Annotated in this window: 18 protein-coding genes; 6 read left to right on the top strand and 12 right to left on the bottom strand. The window is 28.8% G+C overall.

Features of this window, described 5'->3' with window-relative positions:
* Window positions 1-20 precede the first annotated feature (20 nt).
* The 4 genes from X274_RS02720 to X274_RS02705 are packed head-to-tail and all read left to right on the top strand — an operon-like array spanning window position 21 to window position 3,630.
* Entirely contained in the window at window positions 21-941 is a 921-nt protein-coding gene (locus X274_RS02720; RefSeq protein WP_047265270.1) for a carbohydrate ABC transporter permease, read from the top strand.
* A complete protein-coding gene (locus X274_RS02715) occupies window positions 941-1,804 on the top strand; it encodes a carbohydrate ABC transporter permease (RefSeq protein WP_047265269.1) in 864 nt (287 codons plus the stop codon). Before X274_RS02720 ends, X274_RS02715 begins: the two co-directional genes overlap by 1 nt.
* Before the next feature lie 12 nt (window positions 1,805-1,816).
* A complete protein-coding gene (locus X274_RS02710; protein ID WP_047265268.1) occupies window positions 1,817-2,917 on the top strand; it encodes an ABC transporter ATP-binding protein in 1,101 nt (366 codons plus the stop codon).
* 8 nt (window positions 2,918-2,925) lie between these two features.
* Window positions 2,926-3,630, top strand: a complete 705-nt coding sequence (locus X274_RS02705; RefSeq protein ID WP_047265267.1) for a glycerophosphodiester phosphodiesterase — start codon at window positions 2,926-2,928, stop codon at window positions 3,628-3,630.
* Window positions 3,631-3,897: 267 nt separating this feature from the next.
* On the opposite strand, the gene iolG is transcribed toward X274_RS02705, so the two are convergent.
* From iolG to X274_RS02655, 10 genes are read right to left on the bottom strand one after another with little or no spacing between them, the layout of a single operon-like run.
* The gene (gene iolG / locus X274_RS02700) at window positions 3,898-4,911 is read right to left on the bottom strand and encodes an inositol 2-dehydrogenase (protein ID WP_047265266.1); all 1,014 of its coding nucleotides are present in this window, start codon (window positions 4,909-4,911) and stop codon (window positions 3,898-3,900) included.
* A 9-nt stretch (window positions 4,912-4,920) separates the two neighbouring features.
* Entirely contained in the window at window positions 4,921-5,817 is an 897-nt protein-coding gene (gene iolE / locus X274_RS02695) for a myo-inosose-2 dehydratase (protein WP_047265265.1), read from the bottom strand.
* A gap of 14 nt (window positions 5,818-5,831) precedes the next feature.
* A complete protein-coding gene (gene iolD, locus X274_RS02690) occupies window positions 5,832-7,706 on the bottom strand; it encodes a 3D-(3,5/4)-trihydroxycyclohexane-1,2-dione acylhydrolase (decyclizing) (protein WP_047265264.1) in 1,875 nt (624 codons plus the stop codon).
* Complete coding sequence (locus tag X274_RS02685) at window positions 7,707-8,501, bottom strand: 5-deoxy-glucuronate isomerase (RefSeq protein ID WP_047265263.1); 795 nt, start codon at window positions 8,499-8,501, stop codon at window positions 7,707-7,709.
* Between the two features lie 13 nt (window positions 8,502-8,514).
* On the bottom strand, window positions 8,515-9,480 hold the full coding sequence (locus X274_RS02680) for a transketolase family protein (protein ID WP_047265262.1): 966 nt from the start codon (window positions 9,478-9,480) through the stop codon (window positions 8,515-8,517).
* Window positions 9,480-10,331, bottom strand: a complete 852-nt coding sequence (locus X274_RS02675; RefSeq protein ID WP_047265261.1) for a transketolase — start codon at window positions 10,329-10,331, stop codon at window positions 9,480-9,482. Before X274_RS02675 ends, X274_RS02680 begins: the two co-directional genes overlap by 1 nt.
* A 4-nt stretch (window positions 10,332-10,335) precedes the next feature.
* Entirely contained in the window at window positions 10,336-11,409 is a 1,074-nt protein-coding gene (locus X274_RS02670; RefSeq protein WP_047265260.1) for a tartrate dehydrogenase, read from the bottom strand.
* Window positions 11,410-11,413: 4 nt separating this feature from the next.
* Window positions 11,414-12,676, bottom strand: a complete 1,263-nt coding sequence (locus tag X274_RS02665) for a phosphoglycerate kinase (RefSeq protein ID WP_047265259.1) — start codon at window positions 12,674-12,676, stop codon at window positions 11,414-11,416.
* A 57-nt stretch (window positions 12,677-12,733) separates the two neighbouring features.
* A complete protein-coding gene (locus tag X274_RS02660; protein ID WP_047265258.1) occupies window positions 12,734-13,759 on the bottom strand; it encodes a type II glyceraldehyde-3-phosphate dehydrogenase in 1,026 nt (341 codons plus the stop codon).
* Window positions 13,760-13,776: 17 nt separating this feature from the next.
* Complete coding sequence (locus X274_RS02655) at window positions 13,777-14,766, bottom strand: LacI family DNA-binding transcriptional regulator (protein ID WP_052913140.1); 990 nt, start codon at window positions 14,764-14,766, stop codon at window positions 13,777-13,779.
* Window positions 14,767-15,090: 324 nt separating this feature from the next.
* Here X274_RS02655 and X274_RS02650 point away from each other — a divergent pair, with 324 nt between their 5' ends.
* Window positions 15,091-16,122 (top strand): hypothetical protein, encoded by a 1,032-nt coding sequence (locus X274_RS02650; RefSeq protein WP_047265257.1) that lies wholly within the window; start codon window positions 15,091-15,093, stop codon window positions 16,120-16,122.
* Between the two features lie 60 nt (window positions 16,123-16,182).
* Here X274_RS02650 and X274_RS12360 read toward each other — a convergent pair whose 3' ends face one another.
* Together X274_RS12360 and X274_RS02640 are read right to left on the bottom strand one after the other, a co-directional pair.
* Window positions 16,183-16,446 carry an AzlD domain-containing protein gene (locus tag X274_RS12360; protein ID WP_442914799.1) on the bottom strand — a complete coding sequence of 88 codons (264 nt, stop codon included), beginning with the start codon at window positions 16,444-16,446 and terminating at the stop codon, window positions 16,183-16,185.
* 22 nt (window positions 16,447-16,468) lie between these two features.
* The gene (locus X274_RS02640) at window positions 16,469-17,149 is read right to left on the bottom strand and encodes an AzlC family ABC transporter permease (protein WP_047265255.1); all 681 of its coding nucleotides are present in this window, start codon (window positions 17,147-17,149) and stop codon (window positions 16,469-16,471) included.
* A 435-nt stretch (window positions 17,150-17,584) separates the two neighbouring features.
* Here X274_RS02640 and X274_RS02635 point away from each other — a divergent pair, with 435 nt between their 5' ends.
* Window positions 17,585-18,580 carry a LacI family DNA-binding transcriptional regulator gene (locus X274_RS02635; protein WP_047265254.1) on the top strand — a complete coding sequence of 332 codons (996 nt, stop codon included), beginning with the start codon at window positions 17,585-17,587 and terminating at the stop codon, window positions 18,578-18,580.
* Window positions 18,581-18,591 lie beyond the last annotated feature (11 nt).

Below are 18,591 nucleotides of genomic sequence, written 5' to 3'. Positions count from 1 at the left end.
AGTAAAGGGGTTGATATAAAATGACTATCTCGAAAAAAAATTATAAAAAGGGGACGAAACTTTCACTTTTTTTCTTTTTATTTCCAGGAATTTTGCTTGTAATAGTATTTTTTGTTGTACCTGCAATATTAACAATTATTCTTTCATTTACCAATATGGACTATTCATTTAATTGGGATTTTCACGGTTTTACTAATTTTAAGGATATGTTTTCAGACTTTTTAATACCCATAGTTATAAAAAATACATTTATATATGTAATTTTGACCTTGACATTTTTTAATGTGGGATTAGCTTTGATTTTATCATTATTAACAACTTCCATTGATGAAAAAGGCGGATTATTTTTTAGATTAATATGGATGTTGCCAAGATTAACTCCTTCTGTTGTATATTCATTATTATGGTTATGGATATTTGATCCAACAAAATTCGGAATGATAAATGGCGTTAGGACAGAGATTTTCGGAAAAGATCCTATAAATTTCTTAAGTTCTCATCCAATGTTAATTGTTATTTTTGCAAATGGATTTGTTGGAGCATCTTTTGGAATGATTTTATTTACATCAGCGATAAAATCTATACCACGTGATTATATTTATGCTGCTAAGGTTGATGGCGGAGGATGGTTTTTTACTATTAGAAAGGTAATTTTACCTATCCTTAAATGGCAAATTCTTTTTACAACTGCTTATCAAACTTTATCTTTGTTGACATCATTTGAATATATTTTGATTTTAACCAATGGAGGTCCGGTATTTTCTACAGAAGTATGGGCATTATATACATACCATACTGCATTTGAAAATTTCAGATTTGGTTATGGTGCATCATTATCTTTAGTTTTAGTAATATTAGGTTTTGTAGCTTCATTACTATATTTGAAAGTATTCAAATTCGGAAGCATGATGGAAGATCCTAGAATCGAGGTTGATTCATAATGACTGAAAAAAAATATAAAATAACATATTTTCAAAGAAAAAAGGAAAAAATAACACGTATTATTGTTTATGTTGTTTTAACATTTATAAGCTTACCTATAATTTTAAGCTATATGTGGCTTATATTAAGCTCATTTTCAAATGGTATGAAATATGGGATAATTCCACAAGAATTTACTTTAGAACACTGGAGATTTTTATGGGAATCAGTTAAAGGATATCCTAATATTTGGTCTGTTACATTTAATACTTTTATTGTAGCTTTTCTTGTAATGGCTTTTGAAGTTTTTGTATCAAGTTTTGCCGGTTATGCACTTTCAAGATTTAAGTTTAAAGGACGTGTCCCTATTTTAAAAGGAATTCTTGTACTGCATTCATTTCCATCTGTTTCATTGTTGGTTGCAATTTATTATGTATTAAATACTTTAAATTTAATTAATACATTAGGTGGCGTTATTTTGTTAAAAGCTGCTCTGGAAATACCATGGGGATCATGGATTATGAAGGGATTTTATGATCAATTACCATGGGAAATTGAATGGGCAGGTTTGGTAGATGGATATACAAGGATACAGGTTTTTAGAAAAATAATCCTGCCATTGGTAAAGCCGGGTATAGCTGTTGCTGCAATTTTTGGGTTTTTATCAGGTTGGTCAGAATTTATTTTTATAAATACATTTATTTTAAATCAGCAAACCTGGACTTTATCAAGATATATCAAAGGAATAATTGGAGATTTTAGATTTGTTGATTATGGATTATTAACGTCAATTTCATTATTTTATATAATACCAACTTTAATTTTCTTTTTATTCACCAATAAATATCTATTAGAAGTAAATATAACAGGAACTAAGGGTTAAGGAGTGATAGTTATGGCTACAATTGAACTTAAAAATTTAAAAAAATATTTTGGAAATGTAAAGGCTGTAGACGATATTTCATTAAAGGTAAACGATGGAGAATTTGTAGTATTTTTAGGTCCATCTGGATGTGGGAAAACTACTACTTTACTAATGTTAGCAGGGATATATAAACCAACTGAAGGAGAAATATTATTTGATGATCAGATTGTAAATGAAGTACCACCAAAAGATAGAGAAATCGGAATGGTTTTTCAAAGTTATGCTTTATATCCACATATGACATTATATGAAAATATTGCTTTTCCACTTCAAGCAAAAAAAATGTCAAAAGAGGAAATAGATAAAAAAGTTAGAAGCGTAACTAAAAATTTAGATATTGGAAAATTACTTGATAGGAAACCAAATCAGATTTCTGGTGGGCAACAACAAAGAGTTGCTATTGCAAGAGCTCTTGTAAAAGAACCAAAAATTTTATTATTTGATGAACCTTTATCAAATTTAGATGCCGCATTAAGGGCTTATATGAGAGCAGAAATAAAAAAATTACAACATGATTTAGGGATAACATCAGTTTATGTAACCCATGATCAAATAGAAGCAATGACTATGGCTGATAGAATCGCAGTGTTTAACAAAGGAAAATTAATGCAATTTGATTCACCAGATAAAATTTATAATCAACCTAAAAATCTATTTGTTGCAAAATTTGTTGGAACACCTTCTATGAATATAATAGATGTAGAAATCATAAGAATAAATGGAAATATTTATATAAAAATCGATGAAGATACCAGGATAAAAATTGAAGATAAAACGATAAAAGCGAAAATTGAAAAAATTGAAAAAAGTAATGTTCTATTAGGATTAAGACCTGAAGATATTAAAATAAAATTTAAAAAAGAGAATGTTAACACTTTTAAATCAAAAGTATATATTCTAGAACCTTTAGGTCGGGAAATTATATATAATATAAAATTAGGAAACAATATTTTTAAAATAATAAGTGATGAAAAATATAATCTTAAGTTAGACGAAGAAATATATCTGGATTTTCCAGAAAAGGAATTTCATCTTTTTGATAAAGAAAGTGGAAAAAATCTTCTTTTTTAGGAGGTACTATGAGAATATTAATTACAGCTCATTCCGGGTGTAATAATACAAAAGATAATTCTTTTGAACATATATATTCCGCAATTAAATCAAATGCTGACGTTATTGAAATTGATATTGATATTAGTATTGATAGGATTCTGGTACTTTCGCATGATCCATTTATTTATCAATATTCCGGTCATTTTGAAAAAACTTCGAATATTTCAAGTGAAGTTTTAAAATCAAACGGAATTATCACTTTGGAATCTGTATTGAAAAGAATTAATATGACAATACCTCTTAATCTTGATTTAAAAAGCATTGAAGTTATAGAACCAACTATAAAATTATTAAAAAAATTAAATTATACCGATAATATAATTTTCAGTGGATGCAATTCAAATTGGGTTGTTAAAATAAGAAATTTATGTGATGAATATGGTGTTTTTCTCAATTCACAGGAATTTGAAAATTTAGCAAAAGAAAATTATAAAAAATTCATAAAAGTATTTGTTAAAACAGCTATTAAAACAGGAGCTATAGGACTTAATTTAAACTACAAATTATGCAGTGAAGAACTTGTATATCAAGCACATTTAAATGGTTTATTTGTTCAAGTATGGACATTAGATAAAGAAGAAGATATGAAAAAATTAATAAAAATGAATGTAGATGGAATAACTACTCATAATCCATTATTATTAAAAAAAATAGGTGATTTTTGCGAATAACATATTGAGTATTTTTAATTTAGAAAGTTTATGGAAAGTAAAATCGACTCATAGAGTCAATTCAAAAAAATGATGAAATATTCCGTATAAATTAACTTTTTCTCTTATGTCATTGTTTTGAATAAGAACATAAAAGATTTCTAATAAATATAAAATTTAGAAGAAATAAATATAGAATTTAATTAAAATCTTTATAATTTTGTTTTCCTCCCTTTATCTACATATGTAAAAAAAGCTGGCAAAAATTCTTTCGCCAGCTTTTGATTTTTATAATATCTCACTAATTTTTACAACTCTATTTTCTTTTGCTGATATTAGCGCAGCTTTTGCAATTAAAGTTGCTTTTAAACCATCTTCGCCAGAAACAGGAACATTTTTATTATTCAAGATAGAATCAACAAATTCTTTCAATTCATCTTCAAATGATTGCATATACCTTTCAAGAAAAAAGTATAGAGGCTTATCTTCTATAACACCGTTTTCATTTAATAAAATAGTGTTTGTAGGTTTATCATTTTGAGCTATAGCACAACCTTTAAGTCCAAAGTATTCAACTCTCTGATCGTAACCATAAGAAGTTTCGCGGCTATTATCAATTATACATACAGCATCATTTTTAAATTTTAATGTGATTACAGCAGTGTCAAAATCACCTAATCCTTCAATTTCCAAATTTATTAAAACATTACCTACTGCAAAAACTTCTTCTACTTCTGATCCAGCAAGATATCTTGCCATGTCAAAATCGTGTATAGTCATATCCATAAATATACCTCCAGAAGTTTTTACGTATTCAGCAGGAGGAGCTTTTGGATCTCTTGATGTAATTTTTATAATATGTGGTTTTCCTAATTTATCATTTTGTATTAAATCTTTTATTTTTTTGAAATTATGATCAAATCTTCTATTAAAACCTAACTGTAATTTTACTCCGCATTCTTTAACAACATTCAAAGCTTCTTTGATAACTTCTATATCAAAGTCTATTGGCTTTTCACAGAATATATCTTTTCCTGCTTTTGCACTTTCTATTATTAGCTTTGCATGAGTATTAGTTGGCGAACAAATAACTATTGCATCAATTTCACTATCATTTATAACTTCCGAAAAATCGGAAAAATACTTTTTTGCGCCAACTTTCATCACTAAATCTTTTGCAGCATCAACATTAATATCAGCAATACTTATTAATTCAACGTTATTTAATTTAGCAATATTCATTGCATGAATTTTACCAATCCTTCCTGCACCAATTACACCAACTTTAAGTTTTTTATTCATAATATCACCTCAAAATCCTATTAGATTTCTAATATAGTTTCGTGCTTTTATAGCATATTCTAAAGGTGGAGCTTTTTGGGGATCCTGTTCAGCTTCCACCACAAACCAACCTGTATAATCAATTTCATCTAAAACATCAAAAATAGGTTTAAAATCAATCATTCCATCACCAGGTACTGTAAATACTCCGGCCTTTACAGCATCTAAAAAACTTAAATCTTCACTATATGTTTTTTCTAATATTTCTTTTCTTAAATCCTTTAAATGAACATGTTTGACTCTGTTGGGGAATCTTTTAATCAATTCGACAGGATCACCGTTTGCAAATATCATATGTCCTGTATCAACCAATAAAAAAACTTTTGTTGGGTCTGTTAATTCCATTAATTTAATAATTTCTTCATATGTTTGAACTCCCGTTCCCATATGATGATGATATACTATTTTCATATCTTTTTCCAAAGCCAAATCACCAAGAAAATTCAGCCCTTCATAGAGTTTTTTCCATTCATTTTCGTTGAAAATTGGTTTGTTTTTGTGTAAAGGTACATTTATATTACCATGTATAGCTTTACCACATTCAGCAACAACAATAATCTCAGCTCCAACTTCTTTTAAAAAATTTCTATGTTTTTTAAAATTTTCAACTGTCTTGTTAAATTCACCTATTGTAAAAAAAGTACTAAACCATTGACTTGCTACTTTTAAATTTCTTTTTTCCAATTCAGATTTTAATACTTTTGGATTTTTAGGGTATTTATTTCCTATTTCGGTGCCTTCAAAACCTGCTTTTTGCATTTCATTTATGCATTGTTCAAACGATATATTCCCACCTAATTCCGGCATATCATCATTTGTCCATGCGATTGGAGCAATACCAATTTTAATATCTTCTCTTTTTAGCATAATACATCCTCCTATCAATAATCTTTTGCATATTTTTGTAAATATTCGTCATGTTCCTTTTGAACTTTTATGACTCTTTTATTTTCAGAGTGGTGGGCTATTCCTACTCTCCAGAATGATTCATAACCAGAAGATTGAGTTCCCGGTAAAATTTTTATATGGATTAATGTACTGATTTTTGATTTTTTTGCATCTTTTAAAGCTTTTTTTAATTTTTCAATAGAATCTACGACATAAGACTTTGCTCCATAACTCTCAGCATTTTTTGCAAAATCAATATTCATATAATCACCGTCAAGTTTATTGGTTTCAGGATTTCTGTACCTCAATTCATTTCCAAATCCATTTTCACTTCCATGCCCCTTTTGTAATGAATTTATAGATTGGAACCCTCCATTGTCAAACATAATGATGTTTATTTTTTTTCTTTCCTGAATTGTGGAAACTAATTCTGAATGTAACATTATATAGCTACCATCACTAATCATAGTCCATACTTCTTTTTCAGGTTCAGCTAATTTTACCCCATAAGATCCTGCAACTTCGTATCCCATGCATGAAAATCCATACTCAAGGTGATAAGTTTTTCTTCCTTTACATCTCCAAAGTCTGTGCAAATCACCTGGTAAACTTCCTGCAGCACCTACGATAATATCATTCTCATTCAAAAATTCGTTAATTACTCCCAAAGCTTTTGTTTGAACAATACCTTTTTTAGATTCTAAAGAATATAATCTGTCAACTTCATTTTTCCATTCATTTTTTAAAGAAAAAATATAATCTTTTTTGTAAGAAGTTTTATAATTATGTTTTTCAAGCACTTCTTTTAATTCCTTCAAAGCTAGTTTAGCATCTGATAAGAGTAATGTCGAGTCCATTTTTATACCGTCAAATCTTGAAACATTAATACTTAATATTTCAACTTCTGAATTTTGAAATTGTGTTTTTGATGCGGTTGTGAAATCCATCAATCTTGTTCCTATAGCTATAACTAAATCTGCTTCTTTTGCTAAAATGTTTGCTGCTAAAGTTCCTGTAGTTCCAATACCTCCCATATTTAATGGATGATCCCAGGTAAATATACCTTTTCCGGCTTGAGTAAATCCAATAGGAATATTAAATGCTTCGGCAAATTCTTTTAATTCATCATATGCAAATGAATAGTGTATGCCACCGCCTGCTATAATTAACGGTTTCTTCTTATTTAAAATAAGTTTTATAGCTTTTTCCAAGCTCTTTGGATTGGGTTGTCTTCTTTCAATTGTCCATGTTCTTTTTTCAAAAAAAGATTTCGGATATTCATATACTTCACCTTGAACATCTTGAGGTAAAGCTAATGTGACAGCACCTGTTTCTACAGGATCAGTTAAAACTCTCATAGCATTTATTGCAGCTGTCATTAATTGTTCAGGTCTTTCAATTCTATCCCAATATTTACTTACAGATTTAAATGCATCATTAGCTACAATTTTATAATTATTCGGAAGCTCTAATTGTTGTAATACAGGATCCGGTTGTCTCGAAGCGAAAATATCTCCAGGTAATAACAATACTGGAATTCTATTAACTGTTGCTGTTGCTGCAGCTGTTATCATATTTAAAGCGCCTGGTCCAATGGAGCTTGTACATGCAAAAATTTCCAATCTATTTTTTTGTTTGGCATAGGCGGTTGCAGCATGAACCATTCCCTGTTCATTATGACCTTGATAAAATTTCAATGATAAATCATTCATGTTTTCCAGAGCTTCTGCAATTCCCAATACATTACCATGTCCAAAAATACCAAAAACTCCTTTTACAAATTTATATACTTTCCCATCAAGTTCTACATATTGATTATCTAAAAATTTTAATAAAGCCTGTGCCATTGTTAGTTTTATTCGTTTCATTTATTTCTCCTCCTCTGGCCAAATAGAAGCATTTTCTTCCATTACCCACATATGTTCTTTTACAAATACAGGAGTAATATATGGATTATCTTTAAAATGTCTTATTGCCCATATATAATACATTGCATATCCAGGTGCAGAAACTTGTGGGTGTACTTTATCATTTAATATCTTTACTGTATCCCCATCACATACTTTATATGCTTCATCGCCTAAAATTGATATTCCAAATCCATGTTTGGGAAATATTCTGTAATGATAGATCTCCGGTTGTGGATGATGATGCGGAGGATAACTTGACCACTTTCCTGGATAATTTACAACTTCACCAAGCACTAAATTGGCATATGGAGCATTTGATTTATCAAAAATAGTTCTAACTATTCTTGTCGACGTTTCTTTCATTGTGCCTTTTCCGCGTTGTTCAGATCTTGTATTTTCAGGTTTATAAAATACACTTTTGAAATCATTATCGTTTTTTGTTGCAATATAGCAAATTTCACACTTGCCAGTGGAAGTTAACTTTACTTTTGTATTTTTTGAAACATGTAGTGTGTATGGTAGTTCATCGAGTAAAGAATTTCTTCTAACACTATATGAAACATCATCGAATTCAAAAGTAACGTCTCCACTCATTAATAAAAAGGCTCTTTCTTTTTTTTCATCATTCGCGTAAACATCATTTTTTTCTAATATTATTATTCCAAAGTCCATCATCATATTGTTATCTTTTTCATCTTCTGAAGTTATTTGATTGTACCCTTTTCTAAATTCGTTTTTTTTCTTAATTAACAAAGATATCTCCCCCTTATTTTCTACTTATAACTTTTTTAACATTTTGAACAATATCCTGTGCTGTTAAATTAAAACGCTTTTTCAAATATTCAACATCGCCTACTTCACCAAATTCATCGTTTATTCCAACCATTTCCATAGGTACGGGATAATTTTCAGAAACTATTTTAGATACAGACATTCCCAAACCGTTAATTACCGTATGATTTTCAGCAGTTACAATTGCACCAGTTTTTTTTGCACTTTCTATTATCAATTCTTTATCAATAGGTTTTAAAGTAAACATGTCTATTACACGTACATTTATACTTTCCTTTTTTAACTGTTCTGCAGCTTTTAGAGATTCTTCAACCATAATCCCGCTTGATATTATGGTTGCATCACTTCCATCTAAAAGCAAAACACCTTTGCCTAATTTAAATTTACTACCTTCTTCATATATTTTTGTTGGGAATTTACGTAATAACCTAATATAAAACGGGGCTTCAGTATAAGTAATTTGTTCAATTAAATTTCCCATCATAACACAATCTGTAGGTTCAACTACATACATAGTCGGTATTGATAACATAACCGCAAAATCTTGCAAAGCCATATGAGTTCCACCATTATATGCTGCTGTTATTCCAGGATCTGTAGCAACCAATTTAACATTTAATCTTGCATAAGCAACTGACATATAAACTTGATCGAGAGCACGTCTTGACATGAATGAAGTAAAAGTATGAGCAAATGGAATTTTGTTTGTTGCAGCTAATCCCGCAGCTATTCCCACCATATTTGATTCTTGAACACCTATGTTAAAGGCCCTTTCAGGAAAAGCGTTTAAAAATTTCAATGTTCCGTTTGAATTCATTAAATCTGCATCTAAAATAACAATTCTTTCATCATTCCTTGCCAATTCTATTAATTTATCTATATATGCATCTCTCATCATTTTTGTATCGGTTTTTCTATTATTCAAAATTTTTATATCCATTACGACTCACCTTCTTCAAGTGTCTTTAATTCTTTTTCAAGTTTTTCGATTGCTTCTTCAATTTCACTTTGTTTTACTTTTACATGATGCGCTACTTTTCCCTCCAAGAAAGAAACGCCTTTTCCTTTGATTGTATGTAAAATAATTACAGAACTTTTATTTTTGACATTTTTAGCTTTTATTATTGCGTTGTATATGGCTTCAATATCATGCCCATCAATTTCAAGTGAATACCATCCAAAATCTTCCCATTTTCTTCTTAAATCTCCTAAATCATTTATTTCATACGTATATCCGTCTAATTGTTGTTTGTTATAGTCAACAAAAACCGTTAAATTATCAATTTTTGCGTTCCCTCCATATAAAGCCCCTTCCCAAACTTGTCCTTCTTGAGTTTCGCCATCGCCTAACATTACGTATACATAATTATCTTTTTTGGAAAGTTTATGTCCTAGAGCCACTCCTAAAGCTGTTGACATACCTTGACCCAAAGAACCAGTTGTCATATCGATTCCGGGTGTTAAATTTTTATCCGTATGACTTGGCAATAATGTACCACCTTTATTCAAAGTTAAAAGCCAATCTTTCGGGAAATATCCTTTTAAAGCCAAAGTTGCATATAATGATGGACCTGCATGTCCTTTTGATAAAATAAACCAATCCCTTTCTTCCCATTTTGGATTTTGTGGGTTTATTTTCATAATTTTTCCATATAATACGGCAAGTAATTCTACAATGGACATAGCTCCTGGTAAGTGTCCAAAGCCCAAATGTCCGATTTCTTTTAATGTTTCAATTCTTATTTGAATGGCGAATTTCTTCAATTCTTTGATATCTTCTTTTGAAAGCATAATTTCACCAACCTTTTTTTACTAATTCTTTAATTTTTTCATTAATTGCATCTCCAACTTCGTTAGTTTTTGCATTTCCGCCAATATCTTTTGTAAGATATTTTCCTTCCTCTGTAACTTTTTCCATTGCTTCCATTATTAATTTTGCTGAATCACTCTCACCTAAATGCTCTAACATCATACTTGCTGTCCAAATGGCACCTATAGGGTTTGCTATTCCTTTTCCAGCTACATCTGGTGCAGAACCGTGTACTGGCTCGAACATAGAAGGATATTTTTTTTCAGGATTAATATTTGCACCTGGTGCTATACCTATGCTTCCTTGCATTGCAGATCCTAAATCTGTTAATATATCTCCAAATAAATTTGAAGCAACTACAACATCGATATTTTCAGGGTGTAACAAAAAATATCCAGATAAAGCATCTACATGCATAATACGAGTTTCAACTTCGGGATAATTATTTTTTAGTTTATTAAAAACCTCATCCCAGAAAACCATACTATAATTCAAAGCATTCGATTTTGTTGCAGATATTAGACTCTTATTTCTTTTCAACGCAAGTTCAAAAGCATATTTCATAACTCTTTCCGTTCCTTTTCTGGTAAAGATAGCTGTTTGAATTGCTACTTCATCTTCTGTCCCTTGATATACACGACCACCAGTTCCGGAATATTCACCTTCTACATTTTCTCTAACAACAACAAAATCTATTTTTTCATTTCTTAAAGGTCCTTTTATACCTTTTAATAACTTTACAGGCCTTAGATTTATATATTGATTGAATTCTTTTCTTATGGGTAATAACAATCCCCATAACGAGACATGATCGGGAACCCCAGGAAACCCAACTGCTCCCAAATATATTGCTTCAAAATTACTTAAAATTTTCATTCCATCTTCAGGCATCATCTTTCCAGTTTTCAAATAATATTCACAACTCCAGGGAAATGTTTCAAATTCAAAATCTATTCCTCCATGTATTTCTTTTATAGTATTGAGAATTTTCAATCCCTCATTTATAACCTCAACTCCTACACCATCACCTGGTATTACAGCTATCTTATATTTTTTCACAAAATCACCTCTTTTTATATGCTTTTTTTAACGCTTTTATAAGCGGTAATTCTTTTCCAGATAAAAACCTAACCATTGCTCCACCAGCTGTACAGATATAACTAAACTTTTTTTCTGCATCTTTTACCAATTTATTGGCTGCACTTACAGAATCTCCGCCGCCTACTACAGAATAAGCATATGAATTTGCAATAGCATTCCATATTTCATATGTTCCTTTTTCAAATATTTTATTTTGATCGTAAGCACCTGCAGGACCATTAACAAATATTGTTTTTGCATTGTTTATTTCTTTTTTAAACAAATCAATTGTTTTTGTACCAATATCCAAAAACAAAGCATCTTCAATAGGCAGATTTTCTAAATTTACCTCAATTCTTTCACCATTATTTTCATATGCAAAATCAACTGGGTTAATAAATTTATCTCCCCATTTTTCCATAAATTCTTTAGCAGGTTCAAAAAACTTGTTTAAAGAACGATCATATATAAATTTTTCTTGTTTTTTACTGAAAAACTTACCTTGAGCCATATGCATAATTATTCCAGTCACGCCACAAGTTAATATTTTATCCGCAGTACCACTTTCCAATACCTGTTTCATCATTCCAAAAGCATCTGAAACTTTTAACCCACCTAAAATAAAGATAGAAGGTTTTTCTGGGTTTTCCATTACGTTAGTCAATGCTTTAATTTCAGAAATTAACAACCTACCACCAGCAGTAGGTAAAATTTCTTCAAATGCAACCATTGAAGGAGCATTTCTATGTGCCGCTGCAAAGGCTTCATTCACATATATATCTCCAAGTGGTGCCAGATGCCTGATTAAAAATGTATTTAACATTTCTTCAGGAACTAATTTTATAGCATCTTCAAAAGTTGATATTTCTTCACTTAAATATCTAAGATTTCCTAAAAGAATTCCTTCTCCTCTTTTCAAGTTTTTAACCGCTTCTTGTGCGGCAGGTCCTGCAACATCATCGATATATTTAATTTCTATACCGAGTTTTTCTGAAAGTTTTTTTGCATGTTCTTCCAGAGGAATTAAATTGAAATAATCTAACGAATCACCCTGGTGGGCTATTATAGCTAATTTTGATCCCTTTTCTAATAATTCTTTTATTGTTGGTACACTTTTGTTAATTCTGTTTTCATCTACTATTTTTTTTGTTTTTGGATCAAGTGGTGAATTAATATCAACTCTTAAAATGACAGTTTTGTCATAAAAATCAAAATCATCTAAAGTGTTTATTTTGAGAACTGTCATATTATCACCTCACTTATAAAATTTGTACGGCGACTAACAGTCACCGCACGATAATTATCAATAATTGATATTTTTAATGTTTAAATATTTGTTAGTTAATGAAACAGCTTCTAATCTGTCCTTTTGCATTTCCATCGCAGCTCTGATTCCATCTATTGTTTCTGGAATGGTAACTGATTCTTGAGGAATATGAATAGAATATAATATTCTGTCATCAAATACGGTAATTGTTTCTTCCCAAGTGAACACTTCGTATAAGTCTCCTCTTGGATGTCCTAAATCACGAGCAAATTTAAAAATCGCAGCATTTCCTAAAAATCCATCTTCGATTTTTACAACGCGAATTCTTGGATGCTCTTTAAATATTTCTATTACTTCCTGTGTGGTAACAGATTTTTTTGGTTTAGCAGCAACTGTTATAAAATGACCATGAGTAACAGGAGTGTGAACTAACGTCCCTGTAGCTTTTACATGAGGCATTACAAGCATTAAATCCACTGCTTGATGATTTGGAACTTTATCTACCTTCAGGGCATTTGTAAGACCTCTATGATAATCTCCGGGATCAGCCACTCTTCTGACAATTGTAATTATTACATTATCTATCCCAAACGCTCTATCCAACGCATCTACAGTTCTAATTAACCCTGTGGTATTACACGAAGTGAGTTTTAAAAATTGTTTTCCTAATCCTTTTTCAAAATTTGCGTATCCATGGAAGAAAACGTCTGCTATTTCTGTTTTTTCACCACCTTGAAAAATAGCTTTTTTACCGTATTTTTCGTAAAGTTTTTTATTTTTTGCTCCGATGCCAGCACTTGTTGCATCTAATATTATGTCGCATTTTTGTACTAAATCTTCCAAAGTACCTGAAATTGGAATACCAAATTTTTCTAATTTTTCTCTGTTTTCAGGAAGAGCTAAATAAAAGTCATATAGCATTCCTTTTTCTTTCAAAGCTAATACGGGTAATGTTGGTGCAACATCAGCGATTCCAATTAACTCAATATCTTTTTGTAAAGCAACTCCATCAGCCAATCTTTGACCAATTGTACCATAACCTACAACACCCACCTTTACCATGTTTAACAACTCCTTTCTTAAAGTTTTACACTTTTCCGGATTATTGGTTTTGTAAAAAGAGAAATCATTATAGGATGTGGATTAATTCCATTCATTAAATTAAATAATCTTCCTGCAGCTAAATTTCCCATTTCTTCTCGTGGAACTCTAACAGTTGTAAGTTGAAATTGTTCGGCAACGTTTAAATCATCAAAACCAATAACTCCAATATCCTCTGGTATCTTATAGTTATTTTTCTCTAAAATTTTCATTATTTCTATAGCGCATAAATCTTTACTTGTTACAATAATTTCTGGTTTTTCTTTTGCCACATTTAATGTTAATTTTTTTAAATCTGAAACTTCTGTAAAAGAATAAATTTTTGGCGTTAAACCTATTTCAATCAAGGCTTTTTCGTAACCTAATTTTCGTTGTTCGAAACTGTAATGTTCTTCTTTGTAATGAAAATAGACTATTTTTTTATAACCTTTATTTAAAAAAGTTTTTACTATATTATATGTTCCTAAAAATCCATTGCTTACAATACTGTCAACATCAAGTCCCCAAATATATTCATCAACTACAACAACAGGTTTATTATAATTTAAAAAATATTCAATATCTTCCTTTTTCAAACCACCACCAACTAACATGAATCCATCAATTTCATCAAAAGATATATTTAATTTTTTATCTTCAATTGAAAAAATAAACAAATTCGATTTTAATTTTGAAAAATAATCTTTAACCCCAGACATTATGGGAACATAGAAATTGTTTTCAGAATTATGAAGTCCATCGAAAACTTCATCAGTACATCCAATTCCTATATTCCACTTATTTTTCTTGGCTAAATTTTTTGCAAATAAATTTGGTTCGTAACCTAAGGATTTTATAGCCATGATTACCTTTTTTCTAGTTTTTTCGGAAACATTGGGATTATTATTCAAAACTCTTGAAACTGTAGCTATTGAAACATTCGCTATTTTAGCAATATCCTTTGTTGTAATTATATTGTTCACCTCCATTTTGAAAACGCTTACAATTTTTATATACTTAATTATATAAATTATTTAAAAAAAATTCAAATTAGATTAAACTAAATATAAACGTATTATGTTTGATTATACATTTTTATCCTTGAATAAACAATAATATTTAATTTTTGCTGTTTTTTTATAATTTGTGGAGGAGAAAATTTTAGATTTTATAGTATAACTTTGTATAAATAAGCTATATTATTAATAAATTACCAACAATAGATTTCATACAAATCAAAAAAAATGATAATATTTTTATATAAAATTATTTTGTAAGCGTTTTCAATTTAAAACAAAAAGGAGTTGAAAATTATGAAGATTAAAAGGTATTTAGAGAAAAAAGCAGAGCAATTTCTAAATGGCAGGAGAAGTATTAGAGATAATAAAACAAAGAATATATTTGATAAAAGATATTATATTTTTCCAGAAAATATTATAGTAAAAAATTATCATAAAAAACCGATTGCCGTATTTAATCCTGGAGCTTTATTGAAAGATGATAAGTTAAAAGTTTTTCCTAGATTAATATTCGATTATTATAAATATACTTCAAGTGTGGGATGTTTCGAGGTTGAAATTGGAAGAATTTTAAAAGGAATTTTAGATAAGAATTTTGAGACAAAAATAATTTTATATCCTGAGTTTTTATGGGAATTTCTCGGAATTGAAGATCCAAGAGTAATTGAAAATAACGAAGAAATTTTAATGTTATATACTGGAAAAGGTTATGTGGACTTTAACAAGAAAAGAAGAGATGTTCTGTCATTTGCAAAATTAGACAAAGACTTCAAAATAAAAAGAAAAGATTATTTCAAAATTTCTGATAGAAATGAATTTTTTTTACCGGAAACTATAAAAGACAGTGCATTTTTAGATTTTAAAGAAGGCAATGTGTCTTTACTTACCAGAATCCAGTTAAAAGATAAATTTTTTTGTTGGCGGGGAATAGCAAATATTAATAAATTAACTATTGATCCAGAATCTTTACATCCTGTTTTTGCAATGGAAGAGTGGGAAACAAAGGTAGGATGGTCTACCAATACTATTAAATTATCTAATGATGAATATTTAGTAGGCTGGCATGCTGTAATGAAAAATGATCTTTCTTATAAGAATGGTTTTGCTATAGTAAATGGAAAAGGGGAATTATTAGGAATTAGTGATTATTTATTATATCCAGAAGGATTGACTGAAAATTATGGAGATAGAGCTTTTGTTATTTTTGGAAATGGTCTTGTAAAATATGAAGATTATATTATATGGATAGGTGGTATTTCAGATTATGGCATAGGTATTTTCATTACAACATTAAAAGACATAATGGAAAACATTAGGATAATATAAAAATCAAAGTAAAAAAGCCTTTCAGAATTTTTGAAAGGCTTTTTTATTATTTAATTAATATTATTGAATAAGATAAACAACTAAGACGGTGATAAATATTACAATTATTGAATTCATGTTTAAAAAAGATAGTATAAGTGCAGTGATAAAACCAATAATACCAGAAAAAATATTTCCTGTAGAATAAAAAATATCGGGAATAATTAACATTCCTAAAATTGTGTACGGGATATATTTAAAAAATTTTTTTAAAAAAGAATTAGAAGTCAATTTCTCAGCAATAAAAAAAGGAACAATTCTGGGAATCAAAGTAACAATACTCATTAATATAATAGTTATAATATATTTATTCATTAATATCATTCCCTATGTGTTTTTCAAAATATGCAAAGATAAAGGATATAATAACAGATACAATAATTATACTAAAATACTTCGGAAGATAATTTCTTACAATTATATAAATAATGATAGAAATTATAACGCTTAAAAATTCATAATATGATTTTTTTATATTTGGAATTAAAATACTCAAAAACATTGCATATAATGCTATTCCCATACTATTTTTTAGCGTAGTATTAAATGTTGATGAAAATAATAACCCTATTAAAGTACCAAAATTCCAACCCAGATATGATATTGATATTAATCCAAAAAAGTAATTAAAGGTAATTCTATTTTTATTATTAAAATAAGCTATAGAAAATGTTTCATCAGTGATACCCAAAGAAAGAAAATAGAAATATTTATTTTTTTCAGATTTTGTAGCAATAGTAGAAGACATTAATATATGTCTTAGATTAAGAAAAAAAGTTGTTATAACAATTTCAAAAATAGAAGCATTTTTTAACATTTCAACTGCAACAAATTGACTAGCACCGGCAAATACCATTAAAGACATAAGCCATCCAACATATCGTGGATAATTATATGTCTTTACTAAAATTCCAAAAGCAATTGCTATTGTAATATAACCTATAGAAATGGGAATTCCATCTTTTAATCCTCTAATAAATTCTTTCATGTTAAACGACTCCTAAATATTTTTTTTATTATACCATAATAAAGTGTTCAAAAAGTAAAGCCGCTCAAACCTTAATTGCCAATCTTCAAAAATAGCATATTTTCACCAGTCGTATCAAATTCACATCCATGTTCGGTATTTTACATCCATACAAAATTGCCCGGCTTCATTTTACGCTTAGATTTTTTATAAAAAATATTACGATGTCTAAAAAATATTTAAACCAATATCCACGGCAGCGTGTATGAGCAATATAAATTAAAAATGTTTAATTTATATTAATAAAAAACTATAAATAGTTATCATATATTATAATCAAGTTTAATAAGGGATAATCTGTTTTTGATTTCTATGTTAAATATGTTTTAATATTATCGGTAACGTTATCGGTAACGTTACCGATAATTGGGGTAATAAATTTTCGGGGTGATAAATATGAAAAAAAAAGAAATTACAATTAAAGATATTGCAAATATTGCAGGAGTTTCTATAAATACAGTTTCACGAGCTTTAAATAATAAACCTGATATAAATGAAAAAACAAAAAAAAATATATTAAAAATAGCAAAAGAGTTAGGATATGTTAAAAATGTAACTGCCAGTTCTTTGCGCAATAAAAAAACAAAAACAATTGGTGTTCTTTTCAAAGATATAACTAATCCTTTTTTTGTTGAAGTTTTAAAAGGAATAGAAAAAGCTACAAAAGAAAATAATTATAGTTTAATTTTAATGGATGTTGAAAAAGATTATAATGTTGAAAAAAAAGCTTTAAAAATAATGGCAGAAAAAAGAGTAGATGGCATAATCCTAAGTCCAGTAAGAGGCGCAAATAGAAAATTTAAAGATATTATGCGACTGGGAATACCTTATGTAATATTAGGCGATCATTTTGAAAGTATTGACGCTGATGAAATTTATGCAGATGATGTAAAAGGAGGGTATATTGCTACAAAACATCTTATCGAAAGTGGTGGGAAAAATATTATTTTTTTAAGTGTGAAAAATCATAATTTTGTATCTTATTCTAGATTTTTGGGTTATAAAAAAGCCTTTGAGGAATTTAAGTTAACAATAAATGAAAAGCTAATTTTTGAGATTGATGAAGATGTAAATGCAGCTTATAAAAAAACAATTGAAATCATAAATAAAAAAATCTTTTTTGATTCCATATTTTGTTTCAATGATATTTTAGCTTTTGGTGCTCTAAAAGCCTTAAGAGAAAAAGGTTTCAATATACCAGATGACATAAAGATAGTTGGATACGATGACATAATATATTCATCAATTATTGATTTAACAACCATTCGAATACCAAAATTTGAATTAGGCTATAAATCTTTTCATATGCTTTTAAATAAAATAAATAACAAAACAAAAAAAGGGGAAAAAATAATTCTTGATGTTGAATTAATACAGAGGAAAACTACATAGATATCTTAAAA

The sequence above is a fragment of the Marinitoga sp. 1155 genome, assembly GCF_001021175.1.
Classification (GTDB): domain Bacteria; phylum Thermotogota; class Thermotogae; order Petrotogales; family Petrotogaceae; genus Marinitoga.
Note: the sequence above shows the minus strand (reverse complement) of the source record. Positions and strands in the feature narration are given on the sequence as shown.